Genomic DNA, 25,927 nt, shown 5'->3' with positions numbered 1-25,927 from the left:
TACACGAGCGAATCGGGGGAGCCGCTGACCATCCGCACCCACCTGCATCTGTTCAGTGACCACGTCGCCGCGGCGGCGGCTTCGGGTTGGCGGCTGGCCGAAGCCGCCGAAGCGCTTGTCGGCGAGGCCTGGATCGCGGCGAAACCCAGCTGGGCCGCGTTACGCGGGCACCCGTTCACCTTGGCGCAGGTGTGGACGCAATTTCCCGGGCCATCCGGTGCCACCGGTTCGAGGTGAAGCCTCGGCTCGCACGTCCATTCTGCGGGCAACACGCGACGGCAGCCGGTTCCGTTACGCGGCAGCCAGTTCCAGCGGGGTTTCGGCGAGGGCCTGTTCGCGCAGGGTGGTGAGCGTTTTGGACAGAATCCGTGATACCTGCATCTGCGAAACGCCGAGCCGTTCGGCGATCTGAGTTTGGGTCATCGACCCGAAGAACCGCCATACCAGCACCTGCCGTTCTCGTTCCGGCAGCGCCTCGATCAGCGGACGCACCGCCATGGCGTCCTCGAGCAGCTGGTAGCAGGGCTCGTCGTCGCCGAGGCGGTCGGCGATGGCGGGGGAGCTGTTCTCGTCGTCCTCGCGTGCGACGGAATCCAGGGAATTGCTGGTATGGCCGTTGCCTGCGATGAGCGCCTGGGTCACCTGGGTCAGTTCGACGTCGAGTTCGGCGGCGAGCTCACGGGCGGTGGGCACTCGGCCGAGCTGCTGCGACAGCTCTTCGGTAGCGGGCCCGATGCGCAGTTGGATCTCCTTGAGGCTGCGCGGCACCCGTACCGCCCAGGTACGGTCCCGGAAATGCCTGCGCACCTCACCCATGATGGTCGGAACCGCGAACGACAGGAACGACCCGCCGCGCGACACATCGAAACGGTCGACAGCCTGCACCAGGCCGAGCCGGGCGATTTGCAGCAGATCGTCGAACAACTCGCCGCGGCCGGCGAAGCGGCGCGCGATATGTTCGGCCAGCGGCAGGCACAGGTGCACGATCTCCTCGCGCACCTCCAGCCGGTGCGGGTCGTTCGCGTCGATGGCGGCGAGTTTGTCGAACCAGGGTTCGATGTTGTCGTAACTGTCTCCGGAGCCGCGAACATGGCGGCTGGGGGCGGGCGCATTCGGCGAAAGGCGCAAATGTGTGGCCGGGTGGTCGGTTTGAGCTTTCTTCGATTCGTTCATCGGTCTCCTCGCTCCAATCGACTGCCTAATGGCTCGACCTCAATTGAGTTACCCGGGAACGCGTGATCGAAACGTGACCGTTTGACTGTGTAGCCGAATAATGCGTGTGAGCAGTGCGAATGCTGACGTAATTCGATGTGTCAAGCCCTGCTCCGAAGGTCTTGGCGCTACTTCGCAGTCCAGTCCGTTCGATGGAGCTCGAAAGCGGCTGCGTTGCTGCGCATCTTGCTGTAACGGGTGAGGCACATCACCAAAACGCCGAGTATATCCGGATGAATCAGTTCGCAGACGATACCGTACACCCGGCTCACGATAACCTGGAATTCCCCACCGTACAGCAGGTATTCCGCAACGCGTCGGCTTGCTGATTCAACAGAAAATCGGGACGTTTACTCGGAGTGTATTCGCAGCTTATTCTGCGCTTATCGGGAGCGTCCGTGCTGCTCGGCGAGCGGGCGAGCGGTGATAGCGAATTCGATGCCATAGTTGTTGAAAGTCTTCGGCAACGGTGTGTTCGGTGCAGGGCGCGGACGAGACCGCAGCTGGAACTCGGCCTCATGGAGCAGATGCGCCAGCACGGTGCTGGTGACGAACAGGACGAGATTGCGGCCGGGGCATTCGGCAGGCCCCGCGCTGAACGGCACCAGTTGCGGATATTGCGAGGCACGGTTGTCCAGCCAGATCTGCGGGACGAACTCGTCGGCGAACGGCAGCAGGTCGGGGTCGCGATGGAACGCGGGTGTGAAGATCACCAGGGCAGCGCCCGGGGCGATGGTGAAGCGGTCGCCTCCTTCGCGCCACTGGGTTTCGGTGATGGTGTCGCGCAGAATGGCAGGCGTGGTAGGCCACAGCCGCACCGACTCCAGCACGCAGGCCCGCAAATACGGGCGTAATCCCGGCGTGCTCGGGTCCGCGGAGTCGATGCGTGCGCGTTCGAGATGCTCGGGATGAGTGGCCAGCAGCGCCAACGCGCGAGTCGAAGCGATCCCGGCCGCATCGAAGGCAAACAACCAGTGCGGGATCTGCCCGACCGGGTCCACCGCGCCTGAGGCCGGGGTTGCGGCGAGAGCACCGGCGAGGCTGTCCGGCTCGGCCGAGGCGGTGTAGCTGTAGAGCCGTTCGAGGAATCGTTCGCGCCGCCTGCGGTGCACCGGGGCCAGGAACGACCAGTTGGCCGCGGATCGCAGCCGCTGTAGTTCGTCGGTGACCGCATGATCGTCTCGGGCACGCTCCCCGAGGACCAAGCGCCGCACCAGGCGCCACCAGGCGACGGTGAACTGCTCGGCGTCGAAACGCCCGCGCCGCAATGCGTCGGTGAGCAGGGGCCGGGCCTCGGCGGCGACGAGATCGGCGAACGGCCAGGCGAGCCGGTGCAGCGGCGCCGCCGTATCCAGTGCCGCCTCGTTCACTGCGCGCCGCTGTTCTCGCAGCCCGCCTTCGGACACCAGCACGGCATGCGGCTGGAATTGCCGCAGCGCCGCTCGTTTCTCCCGGTTGGCCGGATGAAACGGTGACGGTGCCTGCGCCAGTACCCGGCCGACGTCCTCGGGGTCGGTCACGATGACAACCCGGCGGCCGGGCACGACCAGTTCCACCGGTCCGCGACCGAACTCTTGCCGCAGCGCCCGCATCCGTTCCACCTGCCTGCGGTCGGCGTCGTATCTTTCCAGTAACCCCTGCACCCGGCGCCGCCGGGCGATCACCCCCGCGGCGAAAGGCGCGAACCCGAGGTCGGCCAGGGTACGCACGGCCCGGACACCGCTCTGCTGAGGCACCTGATTCTCCGCCATCGCCATCTCCTCCCGGCATGCCTGCCGTCGATATCGGCCGATGACCGGCACGTACCCGGTGAAACCTGCCCGAAACCGGCTGGCCACGGGGGGTTCGCCGACCGTGGGAGCCGGACGGATCCGACGGCGACAGTGCATTGATATGGAAAGGGATGTACCGTTCCCACGCGTGATCACTTGTCTGCCATCGAATCTCCCCGGGCGGGAGCCGAAATGACCACCGAGCACCCTATCGAGGACGAGGTCACGCAGCTGGCGAGGCGGGTCGAACGGGCCCGCGGACGGCTTGCCTACCAGTTCGATCCCGCACTGACCGAAGCGCTGTCCGAAGACGAGCTGCACGCCGAGCGTGAGCTGGCCGAACGTATTCGCGATCAAGACCGCAGCCAACGCTGGAAAGAGGTACAGGCCGCCGCGGCAGCGTCCGATCGTGCCAGGCAGACCACGGAGGAGATCGAGAAGGCCGATATGCGAGATCTGCTGCTCGCCAGGAAGGCAATCGCCGCGCAGCGGCGCGAGTCCAGTCCGCACGCCAAGCTGGCCTCGCTGTACCGGCACCGCTCCTGGTCGTTGCGCGCGCTGGCCGCTGTCGTCGGCGCCGGCATGCTGTGGTCGGCAGTCAATGTCCAGCAGAACATTGCGCCCACCGGGCCTTCCGATCCGCTGTACTGGTTCAGCTACCTGCTAGAGGCGATGATCAGCGTCTGCCTGATCATCATCATGATCGGCACCAACAAAGTGGCCGAATGGGGTGTGATCGACAACCGCAAGCAGGTAGCGGCCGCCGAATTCGCCCTGCTGGCGCTGACCGTCAGCCTCAACACCTACCCCTATGTGCGGGCCGGGGACTGGTACGACGCCGCGGTGCACGCGGTCGCACCGGTGATGATCGGTGTCGCCCTGCTCATCCACGACGCCGTCAGCGCCCGGTACGGCCTTGCCATCGCCAAGGCCACCGAACAGATCCGCGAGCTGCCCGATCCGGCCGAACAGATCCGCCGCACCCTGCCTCGGGTCGCCACCCATCGGCTGAGCAGCGCTGCCAATGCGGCACAGGGCGTGCCGCGCCCGGAGGACGTGCGTGAATCGACGCCGACCGGTTCGGCGGCGGAAACAGCTCCGGCGGCGGAAACGAATCCGTCGGCAGGTACCCCACGCGAGAGCACACGCCGCACGTCGGCGTTCCGCGCCGAGCGCCGGTCCAAGACGGAAAGCCTGTCCACCCTGTCGCTGGAGACCGAAGAGCTGTTCTCGTCCTCCAACGGCAGCGCCGGTTCGACTATCGACCAGCCGAGCCGGAGCAAACCGGAACTCGACATAGCAGCCAAGGTGGCCCGCGAGCTCGATGCGGCCGATCCCGGTATCACCGAGGTGTTCGACACCAAGCGCAAGAGCGTCGAGGGGAAGAAGGGTTCCGAGGCCCAGAGCGGCAGCACGGGGGCCGGTAGCAAGAACGGCGCCACCGAAGGCAAGAACGGTAAGGACAAGAAGGGCTCGAGCGACGGCGACGCCGATACGGTCAAGGACGTGGTCCGCTCACCCGATATCTACAACACCGACCAGTTCCGGGTCGCCGACATCCTGGAACAGGAACTCGCGGAGTTGCAGGCCGAGCGCAGGCGGGCCAGGACGACCCGGCAGCGCACCGTCGCAGGCGGCTGATCACCGGGGCCGCGCCCGTCGCTGAGCTCGACGGGCGTGGCCGGGATCGGTGTGGATTGCGGCGTCAGGATCGTTGCGCATTGCGCTGTTCGTGCCAACGGTCGAACAGCAGGGGCAGCTCTGTGACGAAGAACTCGAAGAAATCGCGCATCTCGGCCAGCCGTCGCCCGGCTTTGGTGTCCTGGCCGACCAGCTCGATGCCCTCGTCGGCGTTCTCGGCCCACATTTTGAGCATTCGGTCGCGTTTCAGGAAGCTCGCGTACCACAGGTCGTCGTAGAGCTGGTAGTGGTCGCGGCGCTGCCCGGGTAACCGGACCTTGGTCACCACGCCGACCTGGTCGAGGTAGCGCACTGCACCCGAGATTGCCGCCGGGCTGATCGACAGGATGCGTGCCAGTTCGGCCGCGGTGAGCCTGCCTTCGTCGCTGACCTGCAGGGCGGCGAATACGCGGGCAGGCATTCTCGGCCAGCCCATCTCGGTCAGGCCAAGGGCGAGTTTCTCGATATAGCGCACCATATCCGCTGCTAGGAGCGGCGAATCCGTCTCCTGCGTCATTCAGGCCTCCTCTCAGCCGTGCGCGCATCGCCGGCGGACGGCGGGTCGGGGAACAAGGCCTGTCTGTGCTCATGCCAGCGCCGCATCATTTCCGGCACCTCGGCGTTGAGGAAACGGTAGTACTCCAGTGTCTCGCGGACGCGCCGCCCGCCTGGTCGCGCTTCGTCGAGCATCTCGACTCCGTCGGCGAGGAAACGTACCCAGCGGTCGAGCGCATGCTTCCGCTGCATGGCGATGGCATACCAGACATCGTCGTCGTAGACCCGGTAGGTATCGGCGCGCGCCCCCGGTTCGCGTTCCCGGCCGAGTAGCCCGGACAGCACCAGGTAGCGGACCGCTCCCGAGATCGCGGCTGGGCTCACCCGCAGTCCGTGCGCCAATTCCTGGGCGGTATAGCGGTCGGCGTCGTCGGCCAGCACGAAGGCGAAGACCCGCGCGGCCATGCGCGGCATCCCGGATTCGGTGAGGAGCAGGCCGAACTGCTCGACGAACCGCAGGACGGCTTCTTCCTGCGGGTCCTCTCCGGCCACCGGTGCGTCTCCCTTGTTCGTCATCAGCTCTGGCTGGTCCATCATATCGTCAAAGTATTCACAAATTTGTGAACGATTTGTACTATCTGACTTATGAAAAATGCCATCGCAATCTCCGGGCTGCGCAAGACTTTCGGCTCGACCACCGCGCTCGACGGCCTCGACCTCGATGTCGCCTACGGGGAGGTCCACGGCTTCCTGGGTCCGAACGGGGCGGGTAAGACCACGACCACCCGCGTGCTGCTGGGCCTGCTGCGCGCCGACAGCGGACAGGTGTCATTGCTCGGTGGCGACCCGTGGCGAGACGCGGTAACGCTGCACCGCAGGCTCGCCTATGTGCCCGGCGATGTGGAGCTGTGGCCGAACCTCACCGGCGGTGAGGCCATCGACCTGCTGGGTCGCCTGCGCGGCGGGCTTAACCCGCAGCGCCGCGCCGACCTGATCGAACGCTTCGATCTCGATCCGACCAAGAAGGGCCGCACCTACTCCAAAGGCAACCGGCAGAAGGTCGCGCTGATCGCAGCCCTGGCCTCCGATGCCGAACTGTTCCTGCTCGACGAACCGACCTCGGGCCTGGATCCGCTGATGGAGGTGGTGTTCCAGGAAGTGGTCGCCGATGTGAAGGCCGCAGGCGGCACCGTGCTGTTGTCCAGTCACATCCTCGCGCAGGTGGAAAAGCTCGCCGACCGGGTGAGCATCATCCGGCGTGGCCGGACCGTGCAGTCGGGCACGCTCACCGAACTGCGGCATCTGACTCGGACGACGGTGGAGGCGGTCACGGTGAGCCCGGTGACCGATCTGTCCGAACTCACCGGCGTCCACCATGTGTCCACCGAGGACGGTCGGATCCGGTTCGATGTCGACGGCGCGGCCCTGGGCTCGGCCATCGCGAAGCTCAGCGGCGCCGGTATCCGGTCGCTGACCAGCCACCCACCCACCCTGGAAGAGCTCATGCTGCGCCATTACGGCGATGAGCTGGCCGCGAACGGAGCGGGAAAATGACGACCACCACGACCAGTTCTGCCTCGCGCGCGCCGATCTCGCCCCGGCAGGTGGTGGGCGGTCGCCGCGGCGCGTTGGTGGGTACCGCGCCCCTTGTCCGGTTCATTGCGCGGCGTGACCGGCTCAAACTCACCGGATGGATCCTCGGGATCACCCTGATGAGTCTCTACTACGCCAATGCGTTGCCCCAGGTATACCGGTCCCAGGAGGATCTGCGTGCGATCGGTGAGTTCGCGGGCGGCGTCGTCGGTGCGCTCATCTCCGGACCGGGCTACGGGCTGGCCGACCCGACGCTGGAATCGGTCATCGTCGCGGTGTACGGGCTCTACTACCTGTTGCTGGCCGCGTTGATGAACATCCTGCTGATCTCGCGCTGCACGCGGGTGGAGGAGCAGACCGGCCGGGCCGAACTGGTACGCGCCAGCGTGGTCGGCCGCCACGCCCAGCTCACCGCGGCGCTGGTGGTCGCGGTCGCGGCGAATATCGCGCTGGCCGTGCTGATCGCGGGATCATTCGCGGTCGCGGGGCTGGCTACCGATGATGCGCTGCTGTTCGGTGCGTCGGTCGCCGCGGCCGGTCTGGTGTTCGCCGCTGTTACTGCGGTGACTGTGCAGGTAACCGAATACTCGCGGGCCGCTTCCGGTCTCGCGGGTGCTGTGCTGGGAGCCGCGTATGCAGTGCGGGCCGCCGGTGATGCGTTGCGCGAGGGCGGCAGCGCCTTGTCCTGGGTGTCGCCGCTGGCTTGGTCGCAGCAGACTCGGCCCTATGCCGACGGTCGCTGGTGGCCGCTGGCGCTGTCGCTGGTGCTCGCCGTGCTGCTGGTCGCGCTCGCCTACCTGTTGTCGGCGCGGCGTGATCTTGCGGCCGGCCTGGTGCCGCCGCGGCCGGGGTCCGCGGCGGCGGCGTCCTGGTTGGATTCGCCGTTGGCGCTGGCGTTGCGGCTGCAGCAGGCGGCTCTGATCGGCTGGGGCTGTGCGTTGGCCGTGGGGGGCGCGCTCTACGGCGGTATCGGGAATTCGATCGTCGCCTCGTTCGACGAGCTGCCCGAACCTCTGGTCGAGGTGATGGGCGGCGACCCGAGCCGGATGCTCGACGGTTACGCGGGCACCATGGCATTTTTCGATGCGCTGCTGGCGACGATCTTCGTAATCCTGGCGGTGCAATCGCTGCGCGCCGAGGAGACCGGAGGGCGCGTCGAGCCGGTGCTGGCCACCGCTGTCGGACGTGGCACGTGGCTGGGCATGTACACCCTGGTGGCGGCGGTCGGGGCGCTGCTGTTGCTGCTGGTGTCCGGGCTGGCGTTGGGTGTCGCCATGGCGATCTCCGTCGGCGAGGCCGAGTACGCCTGGCAGATGGTTGCCGCGCATCTGGCCTTTGCCCCCGCCGTGCTGCTGGTGCTCGCGCTCGCGGCGCTGCTCTACGGCCTCGCACCCCGATTCATCGGCGCCGCCTGGGCCCTGTTCGGATTCGCACTGATCGTCGGATTCTTCGGGCCGATCATGGATTTGCCGAGCTGGGTGCAGGATCTGTCGCCGTTCGCTCATATCGCCAGATTGCCTGCGGAGCAGATGCGCTGGGCGGCGGTGATCGTGTTGCTGGTGCTCGCCGCGGCCGGTGTGGCAGGCGGTGTGCTGCGGTTCCAGCGCCGGGATCTGGATCTGAAATAGGGAGAGGCCGACCGCTTACCTCCGACGGAGATGCCCCCGGAGGTAAGCGGCCTGCCCTGCATGTTGCAGATCGTCGGCCAGCACACTGACCAGCCGCACCCCGAGGGTGACCGGCGGGTCCCATCTGGTATCGATGATCTTGGCGAGGTCGTCGTCGGCGAGGCCGCGAATGAACCGCAGCGTCTGCTCGTGCACGGCGTCGTAGTAACCGACGAGCAGTTCCGCGGGCGCGACCACTTCGGCGACATCGCCGGGGCCGTCACCGAAACCGGTCGCTCGCCGGTCCAGACGCAGACCGAACCGTTCGTACCAGCCCCGGTCGGTCCATACCTGTTCGCGCTCGGCCAGTTCGGCGATGTGGTCGTCCTGCACCCGGGCCAGGTGCCAGATCAGCCACGCGATCGAATTCGCGCCGGGGTCCACCCGGTAGGCCAGATCGTCTTCGTCGAGGCCGTCCACCGCCTGGTGCACGGCCTCGCGTATCCGGTCATAGCCATCGATGAGCACATCGGCACTCGTCATCGTCGACCTCGTTGCGCCCACCGTCAGGAGACGGCTTGGCTCACGGCGTTCGGGCCGTCGAAGGTGCGGTCGGGCAGTCCTTCGAGCGCGTCGAGCACCCGCTCGTCGGCCCCGTTCGCCCGCGCGGTCTGGATGAGTTCGTCGCGGTCGCACGGGTAGTCGATACCGGACAGATATTTCTGCATCTGGATCGGGCTGACCTGGCTCATCTGTGATCCTTTCCGGTTTCTTGTGATGGACTCTGCGGCAGTACCACGGCGCTCGAAGCGCAAACCGGGGGAAATCGGGTTGTTTCTTCGACCGCGCGATATGCGCACTGGGCTCACGGCTGATCCAGCGCGTATGATACATCTGTATCAACGCGATCGGGAGGTGCGCGATGACCGAACGTAAACCGTCGAACGTCGACTTCGAGTCCTGGGTCGATCGCAAGATCCGGGAAGCGACCGAGCGCGGCGAATTCGATAACCTGCCCGGCACCGGCAAGCCGTTGCCCGGGGCGGGCAATCCCTTCCACGACGAGAACTGGTGGCTGAAGGAATACCTGCGCAGAGAAGGGGTTGGCGCCGAGGGGGTGCTACCGCCGTCGCTGGTGTTGCGCCGGGATGTGGAGCGGCTTCCCGACACCGTGCGCGAGTTGCCCTCCGAACAGCAGGTGCGCGAGATGGTCTCGGAGCTCAACCGCCGGATCGTCGAGTGGCTGCGGATGCCGCACGGACCCGCTGTTCCGGTCGTCCCGGTGAATGCCGACGAGATCGTTGAACAATGGCGAGGGCAGCATCGCGTCCCGGCCCGCCGTCCCACCGCCGAGTCATTGCCCGCGCCCGTGTGCACTCCCCGGAACCGGCCGTGGTGGCGGCGCATCCTGCGTCGCGAGCCGGACGTCTGAGGAGATCGCTCTCCGCGCCGAATCGCGCCCGTCGCCGCCGTGGTTGCGCTTGTATGAAGGGGTGGACATACAGACGATCGCGGACCGGATGGCGATCACCGACCTGCTGACCCGTTACGCGCATGCCGTCGATACCAAGGACTGGGGGCTGTACCGCACGGTGTTCACTCCCGATGCGCGGATCGACTACAGCACCGCGGGCGGGCCGAACGGTGATCTCGACACGGTGGTGGAGCAGCTGTCGAAGGCGCTGGAACTGTTCGAACGCACCCAGCATTTCATCTCCAATATCGGCGTCGACCTCGACGGTGACCGGGCCCGGGTGCGCGCGATGTTCCTCAACCCGATGATCGTCTCGCCCGGTAGGCGGTTCTACTGCGGTGGCTGGTACCACCACGAACTGGTTCGCACCTCCGACGGCTGGCGTAGTACCAGCCTGGTCGAGGAATCGGCCTGGTTCGACGGGCTGGAGGAGGCCTTCGCGCAGAATTAGAACTTGTTCTTGTTTTCTCGGGGTGGCGCATGCCAGGCTCTCCGCATGGATCTGGAAGCCCTCGAAGCTGTGCGCACCCTCAAATACCGGTACTTCCGGACGCTGGACCTCAAACGCTGGGACGAGTTCGCCGACACCCTCGCCGTCGACGCACAGGGCCGCTACGGCACCCACGCCGTTGGCGGGCCGCTCGCGCTGGACGGCCGCGCGGCGATCGTGGGATTCCTACGCGAAAACATGGGACCGGCCATCGTCACCGCCCATGTCGCCAACCATCCGGAGATCACCGTCGACGGCGATACCGCCGCCGGGAGCTGGTCTTTCGAAGACACGGTCATCGCCACCGAATACGGCGTCCTCATCCGCGGCGCCGGGTACTACACCGACCGCTACCGCCGCGATCCCGACGGGCAGTGGCGGATCACCTCCACCGGCTACGAGCGCATCTACGAGTCTTCCCAATCCCTCGCCGACACCCCGAGTCACCAGCTGCTGGCGAATATGTGGGCGTCCGGCGACGCCTAGCCGCCGCTGACCGGGTGCATGAGGCTCCTCTCATGTCCGGCGGAAACCGGCTCCCGCACATTCGAGTGCCGAGCGCATGGCCGCGGCGCGTTCGTTGGCGCCGACGCTGGTGGCGGCCGCGGCCACCGCCCCCATCACCGCACCCAGATGTGCGCTGAGCAGCGGCTGGTCGGCGGGGTCGGGGAAGCGCTCCCGCAGGGCGGTGAGCAGAGTGGCATACACCGAGCGCAGTCGCAGCATCAGCGAGCCGGGTAGACCGTGGGCATCGCGGAAGAGCTGAGCGCGCACGTCGGCGAGTTCGTCGGCATGGTCGGCGGTGGTGTCGAAGGCGTGTACCAGCGCCACGACCACGGTCTGCACGCCGTCCCAGGCGGTTGCCTCCGGTCCGAGGGGTGTCAGCGCGTCGAGCGCGGTCCGCACGTGTCCCTCGATGTGATGGAACAGTACGTCTTCCTTGGCGGGGAAGTAGAGGAAGAACGTGCGCCGCGAGACTCCTGCTGCCGCGGCGATATCGCTGACCGACGTGGCCGCGAGGCCGCGTTCCAGGAACAGGTCGGTGGCGGCGCGCACGATGGCTGCCCTGGTAGCGCGGCGTTTCTGTTCCCGCAGTCCCGTCGGTTCGCTCACGCGGTGTAGCGTAACCGGCCCGGAGACTATATGCACTAGTGCAAAGATGCACTAGTGCATATAGTGTGGCTATGGCAGGACGAACCGGTAACTCCGAAAGAGCTCGCGCAGGCGGGAATGAACACGAAGACCGCACCTATGTCGTCACAGGCGCGGACAGCGGCATCGGCGCGGTGCTGGCCGATCAGCTCGCCGCGGCAGGCGCATCGGTGATCCGATGCGGTGTAGGTCCCGGCGTGGACGTGCAGGCCGACCTGACCACCGTCGAGGGGCGGCGGGCGCTGGTCCGACAAGCCGTGGCGCTCGCCGATTCCGGGATAGACGGGATCGCGTTGGTCGCCGGTATCGGGGAACCGAAACCGGCGACGTTGCGGCTCAACTACTTCGGCACCCTCGCACTGCTCGGCCTGTTCCGGCCCGAGCTGGCCGGGCGCCCGAACCCCCGCGCCGTCGTGGTGAGTTCGGCGTCGTCCTTGTCGGCCGGTGACGCCGAACTCGTCGACATGTGCCTGCGCGGTGACGAGGCAGCGGCAGCACGCATCGCCGAGCGGTTGGTGCGCAGTGGCCGGGGCCCGGTGATCTACCGTTCGACCAAGATCGCGTTGAACCGCTGGTTGCGCCGCAACGCCGGTTCCAGTGACTGGGCAGGGGCGGGTATCCCGCTCAACGCCGTCGCGCCCGGCATCGTCGACACCAGCACCGCCCGCGAAACCATGCTGTCGGATCCGGCGCGGGCCAGGGTCCTCGCCGACGCGCTGCCGCAGCCGCTCGGCATGCCGGGCCCGGTCGAGGCGGTCACCGGTGCGATCGGGTGGCTGCTGTCTCCGTCGGCGTCGTTCGTCACCGGGCAGGTGCTGTTCGTCGACGGCGGTGCGGAGGTGAGTCTGCGCGGTGAGAGCCCCTACCGTGACGGGGTCCGTTACGGGCCGATGCGGATGGGGCGCATGGTGTTCTGGACGCTGTGGGGGAGGCTGCGGCGGTGAGCCCGGCTGTCGTACCGCGAGCGGGAATTGCCCATTGCGCATCGGGCGTGAGCCCAGCAGGATTCGCTTGAAGGTGGCGTGGGTAACCCGTGCTGCTGAGGACGTATGACAACAGGAGCGCCATTGACCGCCAGAACGGATCTGGAGAACGAACTACACGGGCCGCTGGCGGCGTCGGAGCGATTATCCGAACAGGAGGTCGCCGAGCTGCTCATGTTGTTCCGCTCGGCCCAGCAGCTGGAACGGGCCGGTCTGGCCGAAGCCATCGACCAGATGATCGCCGCGTTGCCCCGGATCTTCCGGGCGCCGACGAAAAAGATCATGTTCGGAGATCTGCTCGACCGATGAGCGATCTGGTAACCCGCGCGCAGATCATCCTGCTGGCGCGCACCCTGCATGTGGCCCCGGAACGTATCGCCCATCTCGAGCGGCTGGGCGCCGAATGTCTGCATGAGCTGCAGCAGCGGATGGCAGCCGTCATCTTCGCCCAGCACGCCGAGACTTTCCGGCGGATCAGCAAATTGGTGCCGATCATTCCGCTCAGCGTCTCCATGCCTCTGGTGCAGCGATTGGTCCCGCCCGCGATGACCGGCCGGGCCGCCGGAGCGATCGGCGCCGAACACCCGAAGAAGGCCGCCGAAACCATCGCCCTGCTCGGAGTTTCCTATGCGGCCGACTGCGCGCCCTATATGGATCCCCGCACCGTCGGTCCGCTCGCGGACGCGGCGCCTGCCGAGCCCATCATGGAGGTCCTCGCGGAGGTGTTGCGCCGCCGCGATTATGTGACTGCCGGGCCGTTCCTCGGGTACGCGACGCCCCGATTGATCGAGGCAGTCGAACGGGGGGTGCACGACGACGAAGGACTGATCTTCGCCGCCGCCTACGCCTACTCCTCGGCCAGTATCAACGCGATCCTCCGTCAGTTCGTCGCAGGCTCCCAGCAGCGCATCCCGCAGGTGTTGCAGACCGTACTCGCCGGGTCGACGGCACTGCAGCAGGCGGCCCTGTCGGTACTCGCGCGCTGCGAACCCGATTTGATGGCCGAACTCGCCGATATCCTGTTCAGTGTCGGCTCATCGGAAGCCGTCGGCCATCTCATCGCCACCGCGATACATGTCGGCGCGGCGGCGGAATTGCTCACCTTCATCGGGCACGCCGGATCGGCGTCGCTGGCCAGGGTGGCGGTGAACCCGATCTTCGGTAACGACGCCGTGCTCGCCGCGTTGCTCGGCGCGATCGCCGGACGTCCCGAGGTCGGCGCCTGGCGTGGACTGCTGGCGCTGGCCGAACGCACCGGCGCGGCCACCCAGCAGCGGATCGCCGGACTACTGGCCGGTCTGCCCGACTCCGCGTTGGCGGCGCTGCCATCGGTGGCCGCTGAGGCCGACCTGTGGCCGATGCTGCTGCCGGTGATCGCGGCGGGCGGCCCCGAGGTGCACACCCGGATCGGCGCGGTATGGGCGAACCTGCCCCAGGAACGGATAGCGGGCCTGGAGATGCGGATCCACGAATCAGGTCTGGACACCCGGCTCGCGGCGCTGACCCGCCAGGTTCCGTCGGTGTCGGTGGAAGAGGTGTTCTTCCGCCGGCGGCGAATGGGGCGACGCCGCAACGTACCCGAAAGCTGGGAGGAATAAAACCACAATTCCGATATCCGATGGATACCGATCGGGTAATTTCTGCCGGAACGGTCACCGGCCGCCGAAAACAGGCTCACAATCGTCACCGGTACCTCCAGTTCGTCCCAGGCTTGTTTCCATGAAATGAGTCCGCGCACCATCCAGGCGTCAGCACCGGTGGCGGGCGAGAGGGAGAGGTCGGTACTCGATGAGCAACAGGCTTTTACTCAACTGGGCAGCAGTATTCGCGGTATTTCTGGGCATGGTCTCCGCCGGGTTCGCCGCAGCGCCACGGGCGCAGGCCGAGCCACTGTGGCCGGGTGGGCCGGACATCCCCGGTGTGCCCTCCCTGATCCCGACGGTCGCGCCCTGCTCGACCGCGGCACGGGCCTGCCTACGACTGTCGACCAACGAAGCATGGCTCATGGACAACGGCAAAGTGGTCTACGGCCCGACCCCGATTTCGCACGGTATGCCCGGATATGAAACGCCACCCGGCGTATTCAAGGTTTCGTTCAAACGTGAGTTCCACTGGAGCACCATGCACAATGCGCCCATGCATTATGCGGTGTTCTTCAACGGCGATATCGCATTCCATATCGGTCCGGTGGAACACCAATCGCATGGTTGTATCCGGATGACACCGGAAGGCGCACGCACCTTCTACGATTACCTGTCACCCGGCGACGTAGTGGAAGTCGTGGCCTGAGCAGCAGGAACGGTGGCCGGGCGAAATTCTGTGTCCGCTACCGTTCCTGCTCGGCCGCGGGACACCTTGCGCAGCCGCCTGTGCTGCGCAACCTCAGCTGTGCTCGATCGCAGGCTAGGACGGGCATCCGGGGCTCATTCGTCGATATCGACCGTTGTCGCTCGATGGTGCCGCTACGGCTCGCCGCCGCAGTCAGGGACGGAACCTACGATCATATCGTCACTTGCGCATCCGATTACGTTGGCGGACAGTAATTTTCGCTTCACCGAGAGCGCGTAACCTGGTCTGGTTCGGCTTGGTCGGGATCGAGGTGTCGCGGTGATCATAGATGTCCAGGATGCGGAGGCATTGTCCGGGCCGCAGCGTTTCGTCCGCCGGCTGTTCGGCGAATGGGGGTCGGGGCCGTCCCGTCTCGGCGGGGTCGCGATATTCGAGGTCACGGTGCCGCGCCGCAAACGATTCGGCAGCGCCATCGTCGACCTGCTGGTATTGACCCCGCATCGCTGCACCCTGGTACACATCAGCGGGTTCCAGTCGGTGCAGCACGGCGAGCTCGTCACCCGCCACAACTCCCGCTGGTCGGTGGGGGACCGGCCCGCAGATCTGCTGGTGCCGAAATCGGCGCCGAACCCGCTGGTGCACGCCCGCCGCATCACCCAGGACGTGCGCGCGTTCTTCGAACGGCACGATCTGCCGAGCGAGATCGAAACCCTGGTCGTGCTGGTGCCCAAAACCAGCTCACGCATCACCTGGCAGCCACCCGAGCGCGAGCCGGGCAGCACCGTCCTGCTGGTCCCGTTCCGCAAGCCGGCCATCCTGCACGCGCACTTCCAACGGCCACCCGCAGGTCCGCCTCGCTGGAACACCGCCGAGATCGAGCGCGCTCTCACCGCACTCGACCGAGCCGATCACCTGCCCAGCCGAACGGAACTGGCCGCAGAAGGTTTCGCCATCCCCGAACCCGCCGCCGCACCGCTGCACCCGGCTGCCCCAGCGCCGCCGAACAAGGCACCCGCCGCCCTGTTCGGCCCCACGCCTACGCTGCCGAGCGTCCTACCTCGCTCGCTCGCAGGCCGGCCGGCGAAAAGCGTGCGGTCCCTGCCGAGCACAGCGGAGACAGCACACCGTGGCGCATCCCCACTCGCGAGTACACCGGGTGATAGCGAGCCCCTGAAAAGACCGCTCCCTGTTCCAGATGCCTGCGACACGGCCCCCGGTGATCTCGGCGCGGCTTCCGGGAGCATGGAATCAGTATCGGCCGCAGCGGAGCCGGCAGCCACTTTCTTGGCTCGCGGCCCCATGCACGTCCAGGCCGAAGACGCCGCGGGCGCGCTGACGGAAGAGGCGCACCGCAAGGCGGGTCTACCGCCATCATCTGCGTCAGGACCGTCGGGGACCGGCGGGCTCACGGGCGGGTCCGGCCATGATCCCCGCCACGCGGAGGTGACATCGTGTGCGGAGCAAACGCCTGCCGTCGACGAGCTTTCGGCCGTTGACGAAGACCGGGAAGTTCTGGCCGATCCGAATACCGCTGCTGACGGTGCGGATAGGACAGAAACGGCAACAGGCGGCGATTCAGGTGCGGGACCAACGGAGAAGACCGCGAGCGATGGTATTGCGGACGCGGACATCGCGAGCGTAGGCGTTGCGGGCGCAGGGAGAGTAACCGGCCCAGCGCAGGATTCCCCGGCGATAAGCGGTGTCTCCGCTGTTCGTGATGGCGCTGACACACCGATCTCATCCGATATCACGCCGCTGGCATCTTCCGTTGATCCACAGGTGTTGTCGGCAGACGACGTGCGCCCCGACAGCACCACGATGCTCACGGGTGACAAGAACCGGCGGCCTGCTCGTGAGCTGATGCGTGCCTTCGGGGGGCGGGCGATAGGACGGGAACGTACGGGGGCGACTGCACACCCGGCTCCACTGCCTGCACGGGCACGCGCGACACCCACCAGGCCAGGCATGCGCCCGGATGCGGTGGGCACTGCGCGCAAACCGGCGACTGTGGCGGGGGTTTCGCTGGCAGCTTTCTCGCTGCTGGCGATCGTGTTCGGGGCGTGTGCCGCGGCGCGGTTCGAGGTGACCGACTATGCGGCGATGTGCGAATCGCCGCGTGGTTTCACCGAAGCCGCAGCGTATCAGCGTGCGTCGGTGAGCCCGATAGTGCCGGTCGGGGATTTGGCCGCTGTGGCCGGTGCCGGTGACCCCGCGGTGTGGCATCCGGTCGATCCGGCGACGGTGCAGCTGGTCGCCTGTCTCTCGCCGCCGCGGACCGGCGAGATGATCCGCACCTGCTGGTACGAGCCCGGCGGCGACCGGCCGGTCGGACGGACCTTGAACCTGTTCCGCGCTGTGTATCGGGTGACCGCTTACGAGGCCAGGACCGGGCGTCGCGTTGCCGTAACCGAGATCACGGGCGAACGGTTCTCCGCCGACCCGGCCAGCACCGATACCGATATCTGCCGCGCCGCCGCCACCACTGCCGAGGAAGACCTGCCCGGGCGCCGCTACAGCAAACCGTCCCGCACGCAGATCCACGAGTTCCTCGATCCGTTGGTCGGCACAGGCCGAACCTGGCGAGCCGACCGCTGACTCGCGCCTGGTGCCGCTGATACGGATGTGGCCGGCATCCGCGTCGCAGGACGCGCATGCCGGCCACGGCGGGCCCGGCCGGATCAGTGCATCAGGGCCGGGGCAGGCGGCTTGGTCTGCTCACCGTCCTGGTTCTGATCCTGTTTACGCGGCAGGAACAGCGACGCGGCGAACGTCACCCCGCACAGCACCAGCGCCACCCAGTAGCTGGAAGCGAACGCGCCCGCCATCTCGTCGAACACCACCGCCTCGAACTTGTCGCCCAGGCTCGCTATGTACTGCAGCAGCGAAGGATCGGGCGGGGTGCCGGTGCGCTGGGCTTCGGTGAGCGCCTGCGCGGTGCTGACCGCCTGCGACTCCTTGAACTGGTTGGTCAGCACCACCGAGATCACGGCGACACCGACGGAGCTGGCGATCTGCTGGGTGATGTTGAGCAGCGTCGAGCCGCGCGCCACCTCGTGTTCGGTGAGGGTGCGCAGCGCTGCGGTCATCAGCGGCATCATGGTCGCGCCCATGCCGAGGCCGAGGACGAACAGGACGCCGATCAGGAACGCATACGAGGTGTCGGCCTCGATCTGGGTGAGACCGAACATCGCGACGGTGATCACGGCCAAGCCGACGGGCACGATCCGGCCGACCGGCATCCGGTCCACCAGGGCGCCGGCCAGCGGCATCGTGATCAGCGTGCCCAGGCCCTGCGGTGCGCACAACAGGCCCGCCATCAGCGGGCTTTCCCCGCGCACCTGCTGGAAGTAGGTCGGCACCAGCAGCAGGCCGCCGAAGAACGCCGCAGCGAACAGCAGCATGGTGACCGTGGATATGGTCAGGTTGTAGTTCTTGAACAGCCGCAGATCGAGCAGCGGATGCTTGGGCTTGAACGAGTAGAACGCGAATGCGATGACCAGGATGCCGCCGATGAGCATGGTCGCCCACACCTTGGGCGCGGTGATGGTGCCTTCCTCCGGGATGGAGGAGACGCCGAAAAGCAGCAGCGCCAGGCCGGGGGAGAGCATCAGCATGCCGAGGAAGTCGAAGGTTTCGCTCGGCTGGGTTTCGTCCTGCGGCAGTACCAGGTAGGCGTAGACGATGGAGACGATGCCGATGGGCAAGTTGATCAGGAAGATCCAGTGCCAGGTGGCGTTGTCGATCAGCCAGCCGCCGAGGATCGGCCCGAGGATGGGGCCGAGCAGCATGGGGATGCCGAGGATGGCCATCAACCGGCCGATACGTTCGGGGCCTGCAGCGCGGGTCATGATCGTCATACCCAGCGGCATCAGCATGCCGCCGCCGAAGCCCTGGATCACTCGGAACGCGATGAGCGCCTCGATGTTCCACGCCACCGCGCACAGCACCGAACCACCGGTGAACAGCACCAGCGCGGCCAGGTACAGGCGTTTGGTGCCGAACCTGTCGGCGGCCCAGCCGGTCAACGGGATAACGGTGGCCAGCGCGAGCGTGTAGGCGGTGACGGTCCACGCGACCGTAGAGTAGGCGGCGACGTCGAACTCGGTCTGGAAGGTCGGCAGTGCTACGTTCACGACCGTGATGTCGAGAACCGACATGATGGCGCCGAGCACGACGACACCGGCCAGTTTGAGCACCGCGCCGTCGATCTTGTCGGGCACCTCGGCGGCGCTCGCTGGTGGACTCGAGTTGTTCACTGTTGATCTCCTGATAGTGCGGTCGGCGGATCCGACGAGGTGAGGGCGCCGGAGTCGAGCACGTTCGTGAGCACGGCACACAGGTCCGCACGTAGGTGGTCGGGAAGCCGGTGGGCGAAGGTATCGAGCGAAGCGCGCTTGACCGCTGCCTGATCGCGGATGACGTTGCGGCCCCGCTCGCTGAGGCCGACGAGCTTGACCCGCCGGTCGCCCGGACATTCTTCTCTGGTGAGTAGTCCGAGCCGGACCAGGCTGTCGACATTGCGACCGGCCGCGGTCACCGACATGGTGAGCTTCTCGGCGATGACGTGGATGGGAAGCGGCTGCTCATGATGGCTGACGGTGAACAGGGTGCGCGCCTGCGACAGCGACAGGTCCAGTTCGGCCAGTTGATCCGCGCCCCCGGATTCTGCTGCGACGAACAGGCCGAAAATGAAACGTTCCAGAACCTCGCTCAACTTCGACTCGCTCGTCACCGGACGATCCTATCGATCTCAGCGATAGTCGCGCGAGCGCGATTATCGCGTAAGTGTTGAGATCTTCGTCTCACGCTATCGGCGAAACCAATGGCCAGCAGAGGATTTGTGAAACGTAGATATGCGCATCTAGCGATTAGTTATCGCGGATCAAGACCGGAAGGTATACGGGGGATCTCTCGATCGGGCTCAGGAGGAGGTCTCGGGTCCAGGGGAATCGTCCGGCGTCGATTGTTGCCCAGGCTTCTGGTCCTTCTGGTCCTTCTGCTCCTCCTGATTCTTCGGTCGCAGGATCACCACCGGCCAGGACAGTCGGAGCACCAACCGGGTTCCCTGGCTCTGTATCCACTGCGCGACGGCGGCGACGGCCGAGGCCAGGGATGCCGCGATGGCGATCATGGCCGGAGGGGTGAGGGTGGCGGACGCGACGTACTGGGTTTCCCTGATGCCGGGGAGCATCAGGTCGCTGTTGCCGAACGCCCAGCCCATCAATGAACCGACCTGGCCACCGATATCCCATTTCCGCACGGTCATGTTCTTGAGTTCGGCGCCCTTGCTGTTCATGTAGAGCAGGGTGACGACGACCAGGATCGCGACGGCCACCGAGCCGATGGTTGCCGCTTTGGCCATCGCCTCGGAGCGGGTGCGCAGATAGATCACGACGGCGGAAATGGTGACGATGATCGCGGCGGCAGCGAGGATGCCCAGGACGCCGTTGATCTTTGCTGTTTTCGACGGCCCGGCCGATGACCAGACGTCCATGTACTGGGTGGCGGCGTCGATGCGGCCGAACGGGGTGGCCGAGGCCTTACCGTTGGGGCCGGTCGCCATCAGCCACGGCTGGAACATGAGGATCAGGGTGAAGAAGCCGCCGATCGCGGCACAGACGTAGCCCCAGCGGCCCCGCAGTGGGGCGAGCCGGGCGCGGATCTCGGCGACACGCTGCGTGCTGCGCGGCTCCGGGGCGGCGGGCGTTTCTGTGCCCGCCGCCCCGGATGCGTTCAGTCGCCAGGGGGTCGGCTGTACCATTTCCCCAGTTTAAAGCTGTAGCCACCACTGGGAATTCGCTGGCTGTTGCCTTTGTGGGGCCGGGTTCAGCTGGTCAGTACCGGCTTACGTAATCCCCTGGGACGGTCGGCGCCTTCGCTGTCGCTCTGTTCGAGCGCCGGGTGTGCCCGGTTCGCGTGGGCGACGAGGTCGGCGAACATCAGTTCGTGCCACAGGGAGGCGCTTTCTTCCGGGTCGACGGTCCGGGAGGTTGCGCGGACTGCGACAGTCTCGGTGGCGGTATCGGCCGGTTCCGCGGTGGACGGCTCGGGCTGTTCGGTGCTCGTCGCGCCCGGTGTGGCCGAGGTGCCACCGAGCCATTGTGCGACCGCGGCTACCGCCGCGCCGACCGCGAGTACGGCGGCGAGCAGCGCCGCGGGCTCCAGGCCGGCAGAGGCGACCGGGTGCTTACCGGAGTTGCTCGTTTCGCGTGCGCCGCTGGCCAGGTCCAGCAGGGTCTGCAACCCGTCGTGGGATTGGCTGGCGACCCGGAGTTCGGGGGCTTTGCTGTTGAGGTACAGCACGGTGGCGAGCACGAACAACGCGACCGCGATGCTGGCGGCGGTCGCCAGATGGGCGAGCGCTTCGTTCCGGGTGCGCAGGTAGGCCGCGACCGCGAACACGGTGGTGATGATGGCAGCGGCGGCGAGCAGCGCCCAGAATCCGGTGATACCGACCTTGCGTGCGGTGGCCATGGTCCAGCCCTGCGGGTCGGACGTGTAGCCGGTGATCCGGCCGAAGGCGTCGGCGGTGGCCTCGCCCTTGGGGCCCCAGGCCGAAAGCCACGGCTGGAACAGCAGGGCGAAGGTGAGCATGCTCGCGATGGCGGCGCAGATGTATCCCCAGCCGGCTCGGGTCTCGTTGGCTCGATCGTCCCTGGAAACCGTTGGGCGGTCGGCGGTTTCACTGTGACGGGTACGAGATGCCTGCTTTTGCCAGGGGTTGGGTTGTGCCATTGCTCCAGTTTTCGACTGTGCCGCGCAGATTCATTGTCCGGGACGGTAATCAGATCGTGATTGCCGAATCGGTGCGGAAATGCGACTTTCCTTTGGGAAAGATTCGTTAATGGGCGCCTTCGGCCATCGACATGAATAACCGTAGAAGGGTCTGTTGCCCGGATCAAGGTGATGCGCATCCCATGCGGCGCAAGCGATTGCGCCGAGCGGTCCCATGGGTTGCCCTGTGGTGCTTGGTCACCCACGCGTACTGGTGTCGTCGGCGAGCTGTCCTGGTGTTTTGCTGATCGTACTTGCGGGTAACCGGAAAGTCGCGGGAAGGGGTGCTTCGACTGTTCGTCACCCTCTGTGACTCGGTTAACAGTTGCCATTGGGGCCTGGGTCACAATATGTCGCTCACTCGTTGTGAATCATGACCGGAAGTAGATATGAAATAACTATGTTTCAACAGGTGGGGGCTCGGAAATTCAGCGTTTGACCGCTGCGCTGCACCCCGTGACCGGGACGCGCCGATGTTTCAGAGCGCCGATCGCGGATAGCCGGTCTCAGTGAGTACCAATATTTTCGTACCGGCCCTTACAGAACTGCAACGTAGTGAGATCGGTACGGTCGACCTTCCCGGGGGCCTGAACCTGCACGGACTGCTCGACTACGACACCCTGATCGCTGCCGAAGAGTTCGACTTCGACGAACTGCTGAACCGAGCACGAGCCCAGCTGCGCGCGTTCGACGGCGAGATCCACGCGATCATCGCCCACTGGGACTTCCCGACCAGCGTGCTCGTGCCGATCCTCGCCGAGGAGTACGGGCTGCCCTCACCCAGTCTGGTCAGCGTGCTGCGCAACGAGCACAAGCTGTGGAGCCGGATGCTACAGCGTGAAGTGGTGCCCGAATGTGTGCCCGCCTTCTGTGCGTTCGACCCGTTCGATCCCGACGCGCTGCAGCAGATCGATATCCCGTTCCCGTTCTGGGTCAAACCGATCAAATCCCATTCCTCCCAGCTGGGATTCGAGGTCGCCGACGCCGAACAGTTCGCGGCCGCGACCGAACGGATCCGCGCCGAGATCAGCCGGATCGCCGACCCCTTCGATCAGGCGCTGGCCCGGGTGAGGGTGCCCGACGATGTGCAAGTCGCGGGCGGGCGCACCTGCCTGGCGGAGCAGATTGTCACCGGCACCCAGGCCGCACCGGAAGGTTCGATGTTCCGCGGCGAGTACCACGTGCACGGGGTGTTCGATATGCGCAAGGACGAGGCAGGCCACAGCTTCGTCCACCTGGACTACCCTGCGCGTTCGATTCCCGAGGACGTGCAGCGGAAAATGGTTGACGTCACCGAGCGCTACCTGCGCCACACCGGCTACGACAACGGCTGTTTCAACTCCGAGTTCATGTGGGACTCCCAGACGGGCAAACTCTGGTTGATCGAGGTCAATACGCGTATCTCGCAATCACACAGCGACCTGTTCGTCAAGGTGGACGGCACCTCGAATCATGCGGTGGCCATCGACGTGGCGCTGGGCCGACGGCCCGGTATGCCGCATCGGCGTGGTGAGTTCGCGGTAGCGGCCCAATGCCTGGTGCCCCGTTATGGAGACGGCGTGGTCACCCGGGTGCCCACCGACGACGAAATCGCCGACTTGCAGAAACGGTTCCCCGGCACGGTGGTGCGCATCGACGTGTCGGTCGGCAACCGGCTGTCGGAGCTACACAACCAGGATGCTTACCGGTACAAGCTGGCCACCTTGTACATCGGCGCGGACGACCACGCTGAACTCGAACAGCGGTACCGGGACTGTCTCGACATGTTGTCGTTCGGATTCGAGGAGGTCTGCTGAGTGCGCACGGTCGAATCGCTGCCCTATCGGGTACGCGACATCGAGAATGTTTTCATTCCCATGCCCGACGGGGCTCGGTTGGCGGCCCGGGTCTGGCGGCCGGTCACCGACGAACCGCTACCCGCGGTGTTCGAGTACATCCCCTACCGCAAACGCGACCTCACCCGTGCCCGTGACGCGCTCAACCATCCGTATCTGGCGGGCCACGGTTATGTGAGCGTGCGCGTGGACCTGCGCGGCAGCGGCGACTCCGACGGGGTGCTCACCGACGAATACCTGCCCACCGAACACGACGACGCCTGCGCGGTCATCGACTGGCTCGCCGAGCAACCCTGGTGCAACGGCAAGGTCGGCATGATGGGTATTTCGTGGGGTGGATTCAATTCGTTGCAGGTGGCTGCCCGCCGCCCGCCCGCATTGGCGGCGATCGTATCCGCCTCGGCCACCGAGGATCTGTACGTCGACAATATGCACTACATGGGCGGCTGCTTGCTGTCGGACAACCTGTCGGAGGCGACGGTGATGTTCGCGTTCAACAGTCTGCCACCCGATCCGGCGATCGTCGGTGACCGCTGGCGTGATATGTGGCATGAGCGCTTGGCCGGTAGCGGGTTGTGGCTCGAGCAGTGGCTGCGGCATCAGCATCGCGACGACTACTGGAAGCGCGCCTCGGTGAACGAGGACTACAGTGCGGTGGGTTGCCCGGTGCTCGCGGTCGGGGGATGGGCCGACGGCTACACCAACGCGATCTTCCGTCTGCTCGAACATCTCGACGTGCCCCGGCGCGGTCTGATCGGGCCGTGGGGGCACAAGTATCCGCACCTGGGTGTGCCGGGCCCGGCGATCGGATTCCTGCAGGAGTTGGTGCGTTGGTGGGATCACTGGCTCAAGGGACGTGACACCGGGGTCATGGACGAGCCGATGTTGCGGGCCTGGATGCAGGACAGTGTCTCGCCGCAACCCTCCTACGAGGACCGGCCCGGCCGCTGGGTGGGTGAGCAGGAGTGGCCGTCCCCGAAGCTGGACACTCGCGAATTCACTCTCACGCGGTACGCGCTGTCGGAGGACCCCGGTGACGAGGAGCCGCGCAGGCTGTGGCTGCAGTCCCCGTTGAGCGTGGGCATGTTTGCGGGTAAATGGGCTTCCTATGCCGCAACCCCGGACCTGCCGTCGGATCAGCGGGAGGAGGACGGCGGTTCGCTGGTGTTCGAAACCGAGGTGCTCACCGAGACTTTCGAGGTGCTCGGGATGCCGGAGCTGGAACTGGAAGTTTCCGCCGACCGGCCCAACGCCATGGTCGCGGCCCGGCTGTCGGATGTCGCGCCCAATGGTGAAGCCACCCGTGTCACCTATGGGCTGCTCAACCTCACCCATCGTGACGGCAGCGGGGAGCCGAAACCGCTGGAACCGGGCCGCGAGTACCGGGTGCGGGTGCCGCTGAACGGAATGGCGCATTCGTTTCCGCCGGGGCATCGGATCCGGCTGTCGGTGTCGTCGTCGTATTGGCCGTTGGCCTGGCCGTCGCCGGAACCGGTGATGCTGCGGGTCAGCACCGGCAACAGTGTGCTGCGGATGCCGCACCGTACCCCGCGCCCCGAGGACGAGCGGTTGCGGCCGTTCGATCCCCCCGAAGTCGCGCCCGCGACGCCGGCCACCCGGTTGGAGCCGGGTAAACATCATTGGAAGGTGGAACGCGATCTGGAGAGCGGGGTGTCCACCCTGGAAATCGAGAACGATCAGGGTACGTTCCGCCTCGACGACACCGCGACCACGGTGCGCCGAGCCACCACCGAATGGTTCAGTTTCCGCGGCAACGACGTCAATTCGGTCTGGGGCGAAACTCATACGGTGCGCCGTATGGAGCGGCAGAACTGGCGTGTCGAGGTCACCACCAACACGGTGCTGCGCTGCACGCGTGCGGAGTTCGTGCTCGATGCCCAGCTCGACGCCTACGAGCTGGAAGAGCCGCGGGCCGATCCGCGGAAGGTGGCCAAACGGGTGTACTCCCAGAACTGGCATCACCGCATACCTCGTGACCTGGTGTGAACGCGGGCGCTGAGTCGCGTACGGAGGGCGGAGAAAAAATCTTCGAAGAATGTTTTCCGACGTGTCGATCCGGCGCAATATCGTTCGACGCTATGAGTGAGCGGGTCGAACAGCGGCCCGGCACCGAAGGAGCGAAATGATGAAATTCATGCTGATCATGCGAGCCACCGACGAGGCGATCGAGGCGTCGAAGAACATTCCGTTCGAGCAGATCATCGAAGAGATGGGCAAATTCAACGAGTCCTTGATGAAGGCGGGTGTGCTGCTGGGCGGTGAGGGGCTGGCCGAACCGGAGCAGGGCTGCGTCGTCGACTTCTCCGAGGATCCGCCGCTGGTCACCGACGGCCCTTACGGGGAGACCAAGGAGCTGTTCGGCGGTTTCTGGATCCTCGATGTCGCCTCCAAGGAGGAGGCCGTCGAATGGGCCAAGCGAGTGCCGCTGGGGCCGGGTTCGAAGATCGAGGTGCGCCGGGTGAGCGGTGTCGAGGACTTCCCGCAGGACAACGAGTGGATCCAGAAGGAAGCGGGTTGGCGCGAGGAGTTGGAGAGCCGGAAGGCCTAGCC

25 protein-coding genes and 1 pseudogene are annotated in these 25,927 nt (G+C 66.2%); 15 read left to right on the top strand and 11 right to left on the bottom strand.

What is annotated here, in order from left to right; all coding sequences use genetic code 11:
• A pseudogene (locus B0T44_RS26945) lies at positions 1 to 237 on the top strand (hypothetical protein); the annotation flags it as partial.
• Between the two features lie 54 nt (positions 238 to 291).
• Here B0T44_RS26945 and B0T44_RS04545 read toward each other — a convergent pair.
• Positions 292 to 1,173: an RNA polymerase sigma factor SigF gene (locus tag B0T44_RS04545; RefSeq protein ID WP_081511571.1), complete on the bottom strand. Its 882-nt coding sequence runs from the start codon at positions 1,171 to 1,173 to the stop codon at positions 292 to 294.
• Between the two features lie 422 nt (positions 1,174 to 1,595).
• Positions 1,596 to 2,963: a cytochrome P450 gene (locus B0T44_RS04540; protein ID WP_081511589.1), complete on the bottom strand. Its 1,368-nt coding sequence runs from the start codon at positions 2,961 to 2,963 to the stop codon at positions 1,596 to 1,598.
• Positions 2,964 to 3,176: 213 nt separating this feature from the next.
• Here B0T44_RS04540 and B0T44_RS04535 point away from each other — a divergent pair, with 213 nt between their 5' ends.
• Positions 3,177 to 4,625 (top strand): hypothetical protein, encoded by a 1,449-nt coding sequence (locus B0T44_RS04535; RefSeq protein ID WP_077116279.1) that lies wholly within the window; start codon positions 3,177 to 3,179, stop codon positions 4,623 to 4,625.
• Positions 4,626 to 4,689: 64 nt separating this feature from the next.
• On the opposite strand, the gene B0T44_RS04530 is transcribed toward B0T44_RS04535, so the two are convergent.
• Together B0T44_RS04530 and B0T44_RS04525 are read right to left on the bottom strand one after the other, a co-directional pair.
• Positions 4,690 to 5,181, bottom strand: coding sequence for a GbsR/MarR family transcriptional regulator (locus B0T44_RS04530; protein ID WP_077116280.1), 492 nt, complete (start codon positions 5,179 to 5,181; stop codon positions 4,690 to 4,692).
• The gene (locus B0T44_RS04525) at positions 5,178 to 5,756 is read right to left on the bottom strand and encodes a GbsR/MarR family transcriptional regulator (RefSeq protein ID WP_245839602.1); all 579 of its coding nucleotides are present in this window, start codon (positions 5,754 to 5,756) and stop codon (positions 5,178 to 5,180) included. Before B0T44_RS04525 ends, B0T44_RS04530 begins: the two co-directional genes overlap by 4 nt.
• A 48-nt stretch (positions 5,757 to 5,804) precedes the next feature.
• Here B0T44_RS04525 and B0T44_RS04520 point away from each other — a divergent pair, with 48 nt between their 5' ends.
• Together B0T44_RS04520 and B0T44_RS04515 are read left to right on the top strand one after the other, a co-directional pair.
• Positions 5,805 to 6,713 carry an ABC transporter ATP-binding protein gene (locus B0T44_RS04520; RefSeq protein ID WP_077116281.1) on the top strand — a complete coding sequence of 303 codons (909 nt, stop codon included), beginning with the start codon at positions 5,805 to 5,807 and terminating at the stop codon, positions 6,711 to 6,713.
• The gene (locus B0T44_RS04515; protein ID WP_245839601.1) at positions 6,710 to 8,380 is read left to right on the top strand and encodes an ABC transporter permease; all 1,671 of its coding nucleotides are present in this window, start codon (positions 6,710 to 6,712) and stop codon (positions 8,378 to 8,380) included. The genes B0T44_RS04520 and B0T44_RS04515 overlap by 4 nt, the downstream gene beginning before the upstream one ends.
• 15 nt (positions 8,381 to 8,395) lie before the next feature.
• On the opposite strand, the gene B0T44_RS04510 is transcribed toward B0T44_RS04515, so the two are convergent.
• Complete coding sequence (locus B0T44_RS04510) at positions 8,396 to 8,902, bottom strand: mycothiol transferase (RefSeq protein ID WP_077116282.1); 507 nt, start codon at positions 8,900 to 8,902, stop codon at positions 8,396 to 8,398.
• 23 nt (positions 8,903 to 8,925) lie between these two features.
• Positions 8,926 to 9,111, bottom strand: coding sequence for a DUF2795 domain-containing protein (locus B0T44_RS04505; protein WP_077116283.1), 186 nt, complete (start codon positions 9,109 to 9,111; stop codon positions 8,926 to 8,928).
• A gap of 170 nt (positions 9,112 to 9,281) precedes the next feature.
• On the opposite strand from B0T44_RS04505, the gene B0T44_RS04500 reads away from it, so the two are divergent.
• From B0T44_RS04500 to B0T44_RS04490, 3 genes are all read left to right on the top strand, one after another.
• Positions 9,282 to 9,791, top strand: coding sequence for a DnaJ family domain-containing protein (locus B0T44_RS04500; protein WP_077116284.1), 510 nt, complete (start codon positions 9,282 to 9,284; stop codon positions 9,789 to 9,791).
• A 61-nt stretch (positions 9,792 to 9,852) separates the two neighbouring features.
• Positions 9,853 to 10,284: a nuclear transport factor 2 family protein gene (locus B0T44_RS04495; protein WP_077116436.1), complete on the top strand. Its 432-nt coding sequence runs from the start codon at positions 9,853 to 9,855 to the stop codon at positions 10,282 to 10,284.
• A gap of 45 nt (positions 10,285 to 10,329) precedes the next feature.
• Positions 10,330 to 10,809, top strand: a complete 480-nt coding sequence (locus B0T44_RS04490) for a nuclear transport factor 2 family protein (protein ID WP_077116285.1) — start codon at positions 10,330 to 10,332, stop codon at positions 10,807 to 10,809.
• Between the two features lie 30 nt (positions 10,810 to 10,839).
• Here the strand turns inward: B0T44_RS04490 and B0T44_RS04485 are convergent, their stop codons facing one another.
• Positions 10,840 to 11,436: a TetR family transcriptional regulator gene (locus tag B0T44_RS04485; RefSeq protein WP_077116286.1), complete on the bottom strand. Its 597-nt coding sequence runs from the start codon at positions 11,434 to 11,436 to the stop codon at positions 10,840 to 10,842.
• Positions 11,437 to 11,507: 71 nt separating this feature from the next.
• Between B0T44_RS04485 and B0T44_RS04480 the strand changes: the two genes are divergently transcribed.
• From B0T44_RS04480 to B0T44_RS04460, 5 genes are all read left to right on the top strand, one after another.
• Positions 11,508 to 12,419 (top strand): SDR family oxidoreductase, encoded by a 912-nt coding sequence (locus tag B0T44_RS04480; protein ID WP_077116287.1) that lies wholly within the window; start codon positions 11,508 to 11,510, stop codon positions 12,417 to 12,419.
• Positions 12,420 to 12,542: 123 nt separating this feature from the next.
• Positions 12,543 to 12,767, top strand: a complete 225-nt coding sequence (locus B0T44_RS04475) for a hypothetical protein (RefSeq protein WP_077116288.1) — start codon at positions 12,543 to 12,545, stop codon at positions 12,765 to 12,767.
• A complete protein-coding gene (locus B0T44_RS04470) occupies positions 12,764 to 14,056 on the top strand; it encodes a hypothetical protein (RefSeq protein WP_077116289.1) in 1,293 nt (430 codons plus the stop codon). The genes B0T44_RS04475 and B0T44_RS04470 overlap by 4 nt, the downstream gene beginning before the upstream one ends.
• 190 nt (positions 14,057 to 14,246) lie before the next feature.
• The gene (locus B0T44_RS04465) at positions 14,247 to 14,747 is read left to right on the top strand and encodes a L,D-transpeptidase (RefSeq protein ID WP_081511567.1); all 501 of its coding nucleotides are present in this window, start codon (positions 14,247 to 14,249) and stop codon (positions 14,745 to 14,747) included.
• A 318-nt stretch (positions 14,748 to 15,065) separates the two neighbouring features.
• Entirely contained in the window at positions 15,066 to 17,342 is a 2,277-nt protein-coding gene (locus B0T44_RS04460) for a hypothetical protein (protein WP_077116290.1), read from the top strand.
• 83 nt (positions 17,343 to 17,425) lie between these two features.
• Here B0T44_RS04460 and B0T44_RS04455 read toward each other — a convergent pair whose 3' ends face one another.
• The 4 genes from B0T44_RS04455 to B0T44_RS04440 form a co-directional block, all read right to left on the bottom strand.
• Entirely contained in the window at positions 17,426 to 19,003 is a 1,578-nt protein-coding gene (locus B0T44_RS04455; RefSeq protein ID WP_077116291.1) for a DHA2 family efflux MFS transporter permease subunit, read from the bottom strand.
• Positions 19,000 to 19,479, bottom strand: coding sequence for a MarR family winged helix-turn-helix transcriptional regulator (locus tag B0T44_RS04450; RefSeq protein WP_077116292.1), 480 nt, complete (start codon positions 19,477 to 19,479; stop codon positions 19,000 to 19,002). Before B0T44_RS04450 ends, B0T44_RS04455 begins: the two co-directional genes overlap by 4 nt.
• Positions 19,480 to 19,668: 189 nt before the next feature.
• Positions 19,669 to 20,508 carry a hypothetical protein gene (locus B0T44_RS04445; protein ID WP_077116293.1) on the bottom strand — a complete coding sequence of 280 codons (840 nt, stop codon included), beginning with the start codon at positions 20,506 to 20,508 and terminating at the stop codon, positions 19,669 to 19,671.
• Between the two features lie 65 nt (positions 20,509 to 20,573).
• Complete coding sequence (locus B0T44_RS04440; RefSeq protein WP_077116294.1) at positions 20,574 to 21,482, bottom strand: hypothetical protein; 909 nt, start codon at positions 21,480 to 21,482, stop codon at positions 20,574 to 20,576.
• Positions 21,483 to 22,030: 548 nt separating this feature from the next.
• Here B0T44_RS04440 and B0T44_RS04435 point away from each other — a divergent pair.
• From B0T44_RS04435 to B0T44_RS04425, 3 genes are all read left to right on the top strand, one after another.
• Complete coding sequence (locus B0T44_RS04435; RefSeq protein WP_077116295.1) at positions 22,031 to 23,317, top strand: ATP-grasp domain-containing protein; 1,287 nt, start codon at positions 22,031 to 22,033, stop codon at positions 23,315 to 23,317.
• Positions 23,318 to 25,363, top strand: a complete 2,046-nt coding sequence (locus B0T44_RS04430) for a CocE/NonD family hydrolase (RefSeq protein ID WP_077116296.1) — start codon at positions 23,318 to 23,320, stop codon at positions 25,361 to 25,363.
• Positions 25,364 to 25,502: 139 nt separating this feature from the next.
• Entirely contained in the window at positions 25,503 to 25,925 is a 423-nt protein-coding gene (locus B0T44_RS04425; RefSeq protein WP_077116438.1) for a YciI family protein, read from the top strand.
• Positions 25,926 to 25,927 lie beyond the last annotated feature (2 nt).

It is taken from the genome of Nocardia donostiensis (assembly GCF_002081715.1).
In the GTDB taxonomy this organism is placed as follows: Bacteria; Actinomycetota; Actinomycetes; order Mycobacteriales; family Mycobacteriaceae; genus Nocardia; species Nocardia donostiensis.
The sequence above is the reverse complement of the archived record's forward strand: the minus strand, read 5'-3'. Positions and strand labels throughout refer to the sequence as shown.

Coding starts and splice junctions, on each gene's coding strand:
- B0T44_RS04545 (WP_081511571.1), bottom strand. CDS start 1,173: ATGAACGAATCGAAGAAAGCTCAAACCGACCACCCGGCCACACATTTG.
- B0T44_RS04540 (WP_081511589.1), bottom strand. CDS start 2,963: ATGGCGGAGAATCAGGTGCCTCAGCAGAGCGGTGTCCGGGCCGTGCGT.
- B0T44_RS04535 (WP_077116279.1), top strand. CDS start 3,177: ATGACCACCGAGCACCCTATCGAGGACGAGGTCACGCAGCTGGCGAGG.
- B0T44_RS04530 (WP_077116280.1), bottom strand. CDS start 5,181: ATGACGCAGGAGACGGATTCGCCGCTCCTAGCAGCGGATATGGTGCGC.
- B0T44_RS04525 (WP_245839602.1), bottom strand. CDS start 5,756: ATGATGGACCAGCCAGAGCTGATGACGAACAAGGGAGACGCACCGGTG.
- B0T44_RS04520 (WP_077116281.1), top strand. CDS start 5,805: ATGAAAAATGCCATCGCAATCTCCGGGCTGCGCAAGACTTTCGGCTCG.
- B0T44_RS04515 (WP_245839601.1), top strand. CDS start 6,710: ATGACGACCACCACGACCAGTTCTGCCTCGCGCGCGCCGATCTCGCCC.
- B0T44_RS04510 (WP_077116282.1), bottom strand. CDS start 8,902: ATGACGAGTGCCGATGTGCTCATCGATGGCTATGACCGGATACGCGAG.
- B0T44_RS04505 (WP_077116283.1), bottom strand. CDS start 9,111: ATGAGCCAGGTCAGCCCGATCCAGATGCAGAAATATCTGTCCGGTATC.
- B0T44_RS04500 (WP_077116284.1), top strand. CDS start 9,282: ATGACCGAACGTAAACCGTCGAACGTCGACTTCGAGTCCTGGGTCGAT.
- B0T44_RS04490 (WP_077116285.1), top strand. CDS start 10,330: ATGGATCTGGAAGCCCTCGAAGCTGTGCGCACCCTCAAATACCGGTAC.
- B0T44_RS04480 (WP_077116287.1), top strand. CDS start 11,508: ATGGCAGGACGAACCGGTAACTCCGAAAGAGCTCGCGCAGGCGGGAAT.
- B0T44_RS04470 (WP_077116289.1), top strand. CDS start 12,764: ATGAGCGATCTGGTAACCCGCGCGCAGATCATCCTGCTGGCGCGCACC.
- B0T44_RS04465 (WP_081511567.1), top strand. CDS start 14,247: ATGAGCAACAGGCTTTTACTCAACTGGGCAGCAGTATTCGCGGTATTT.
- B0T44_RS04445 (WP_077116293.1), bottom strand. CDS start 20,508: ATGGTACAGCCGACCCCCTGGCGACTGAACGCATCCGGGGCGGCGGGC.
- B0T44_RS04440 (WP_077116294.1), bottom strand. CDS start 21,482: ATGGCACAACCCAACCCCTGGCAAAAGCAGGCATCTCGTACCCGTCAC.
- B0T44_RS04425 (WP_077116438.1), top strand. CDS start 25,503: ATGAAATTCATGCTGATCATGCGAGCCACCGACGAGGCGATCGAGGCG.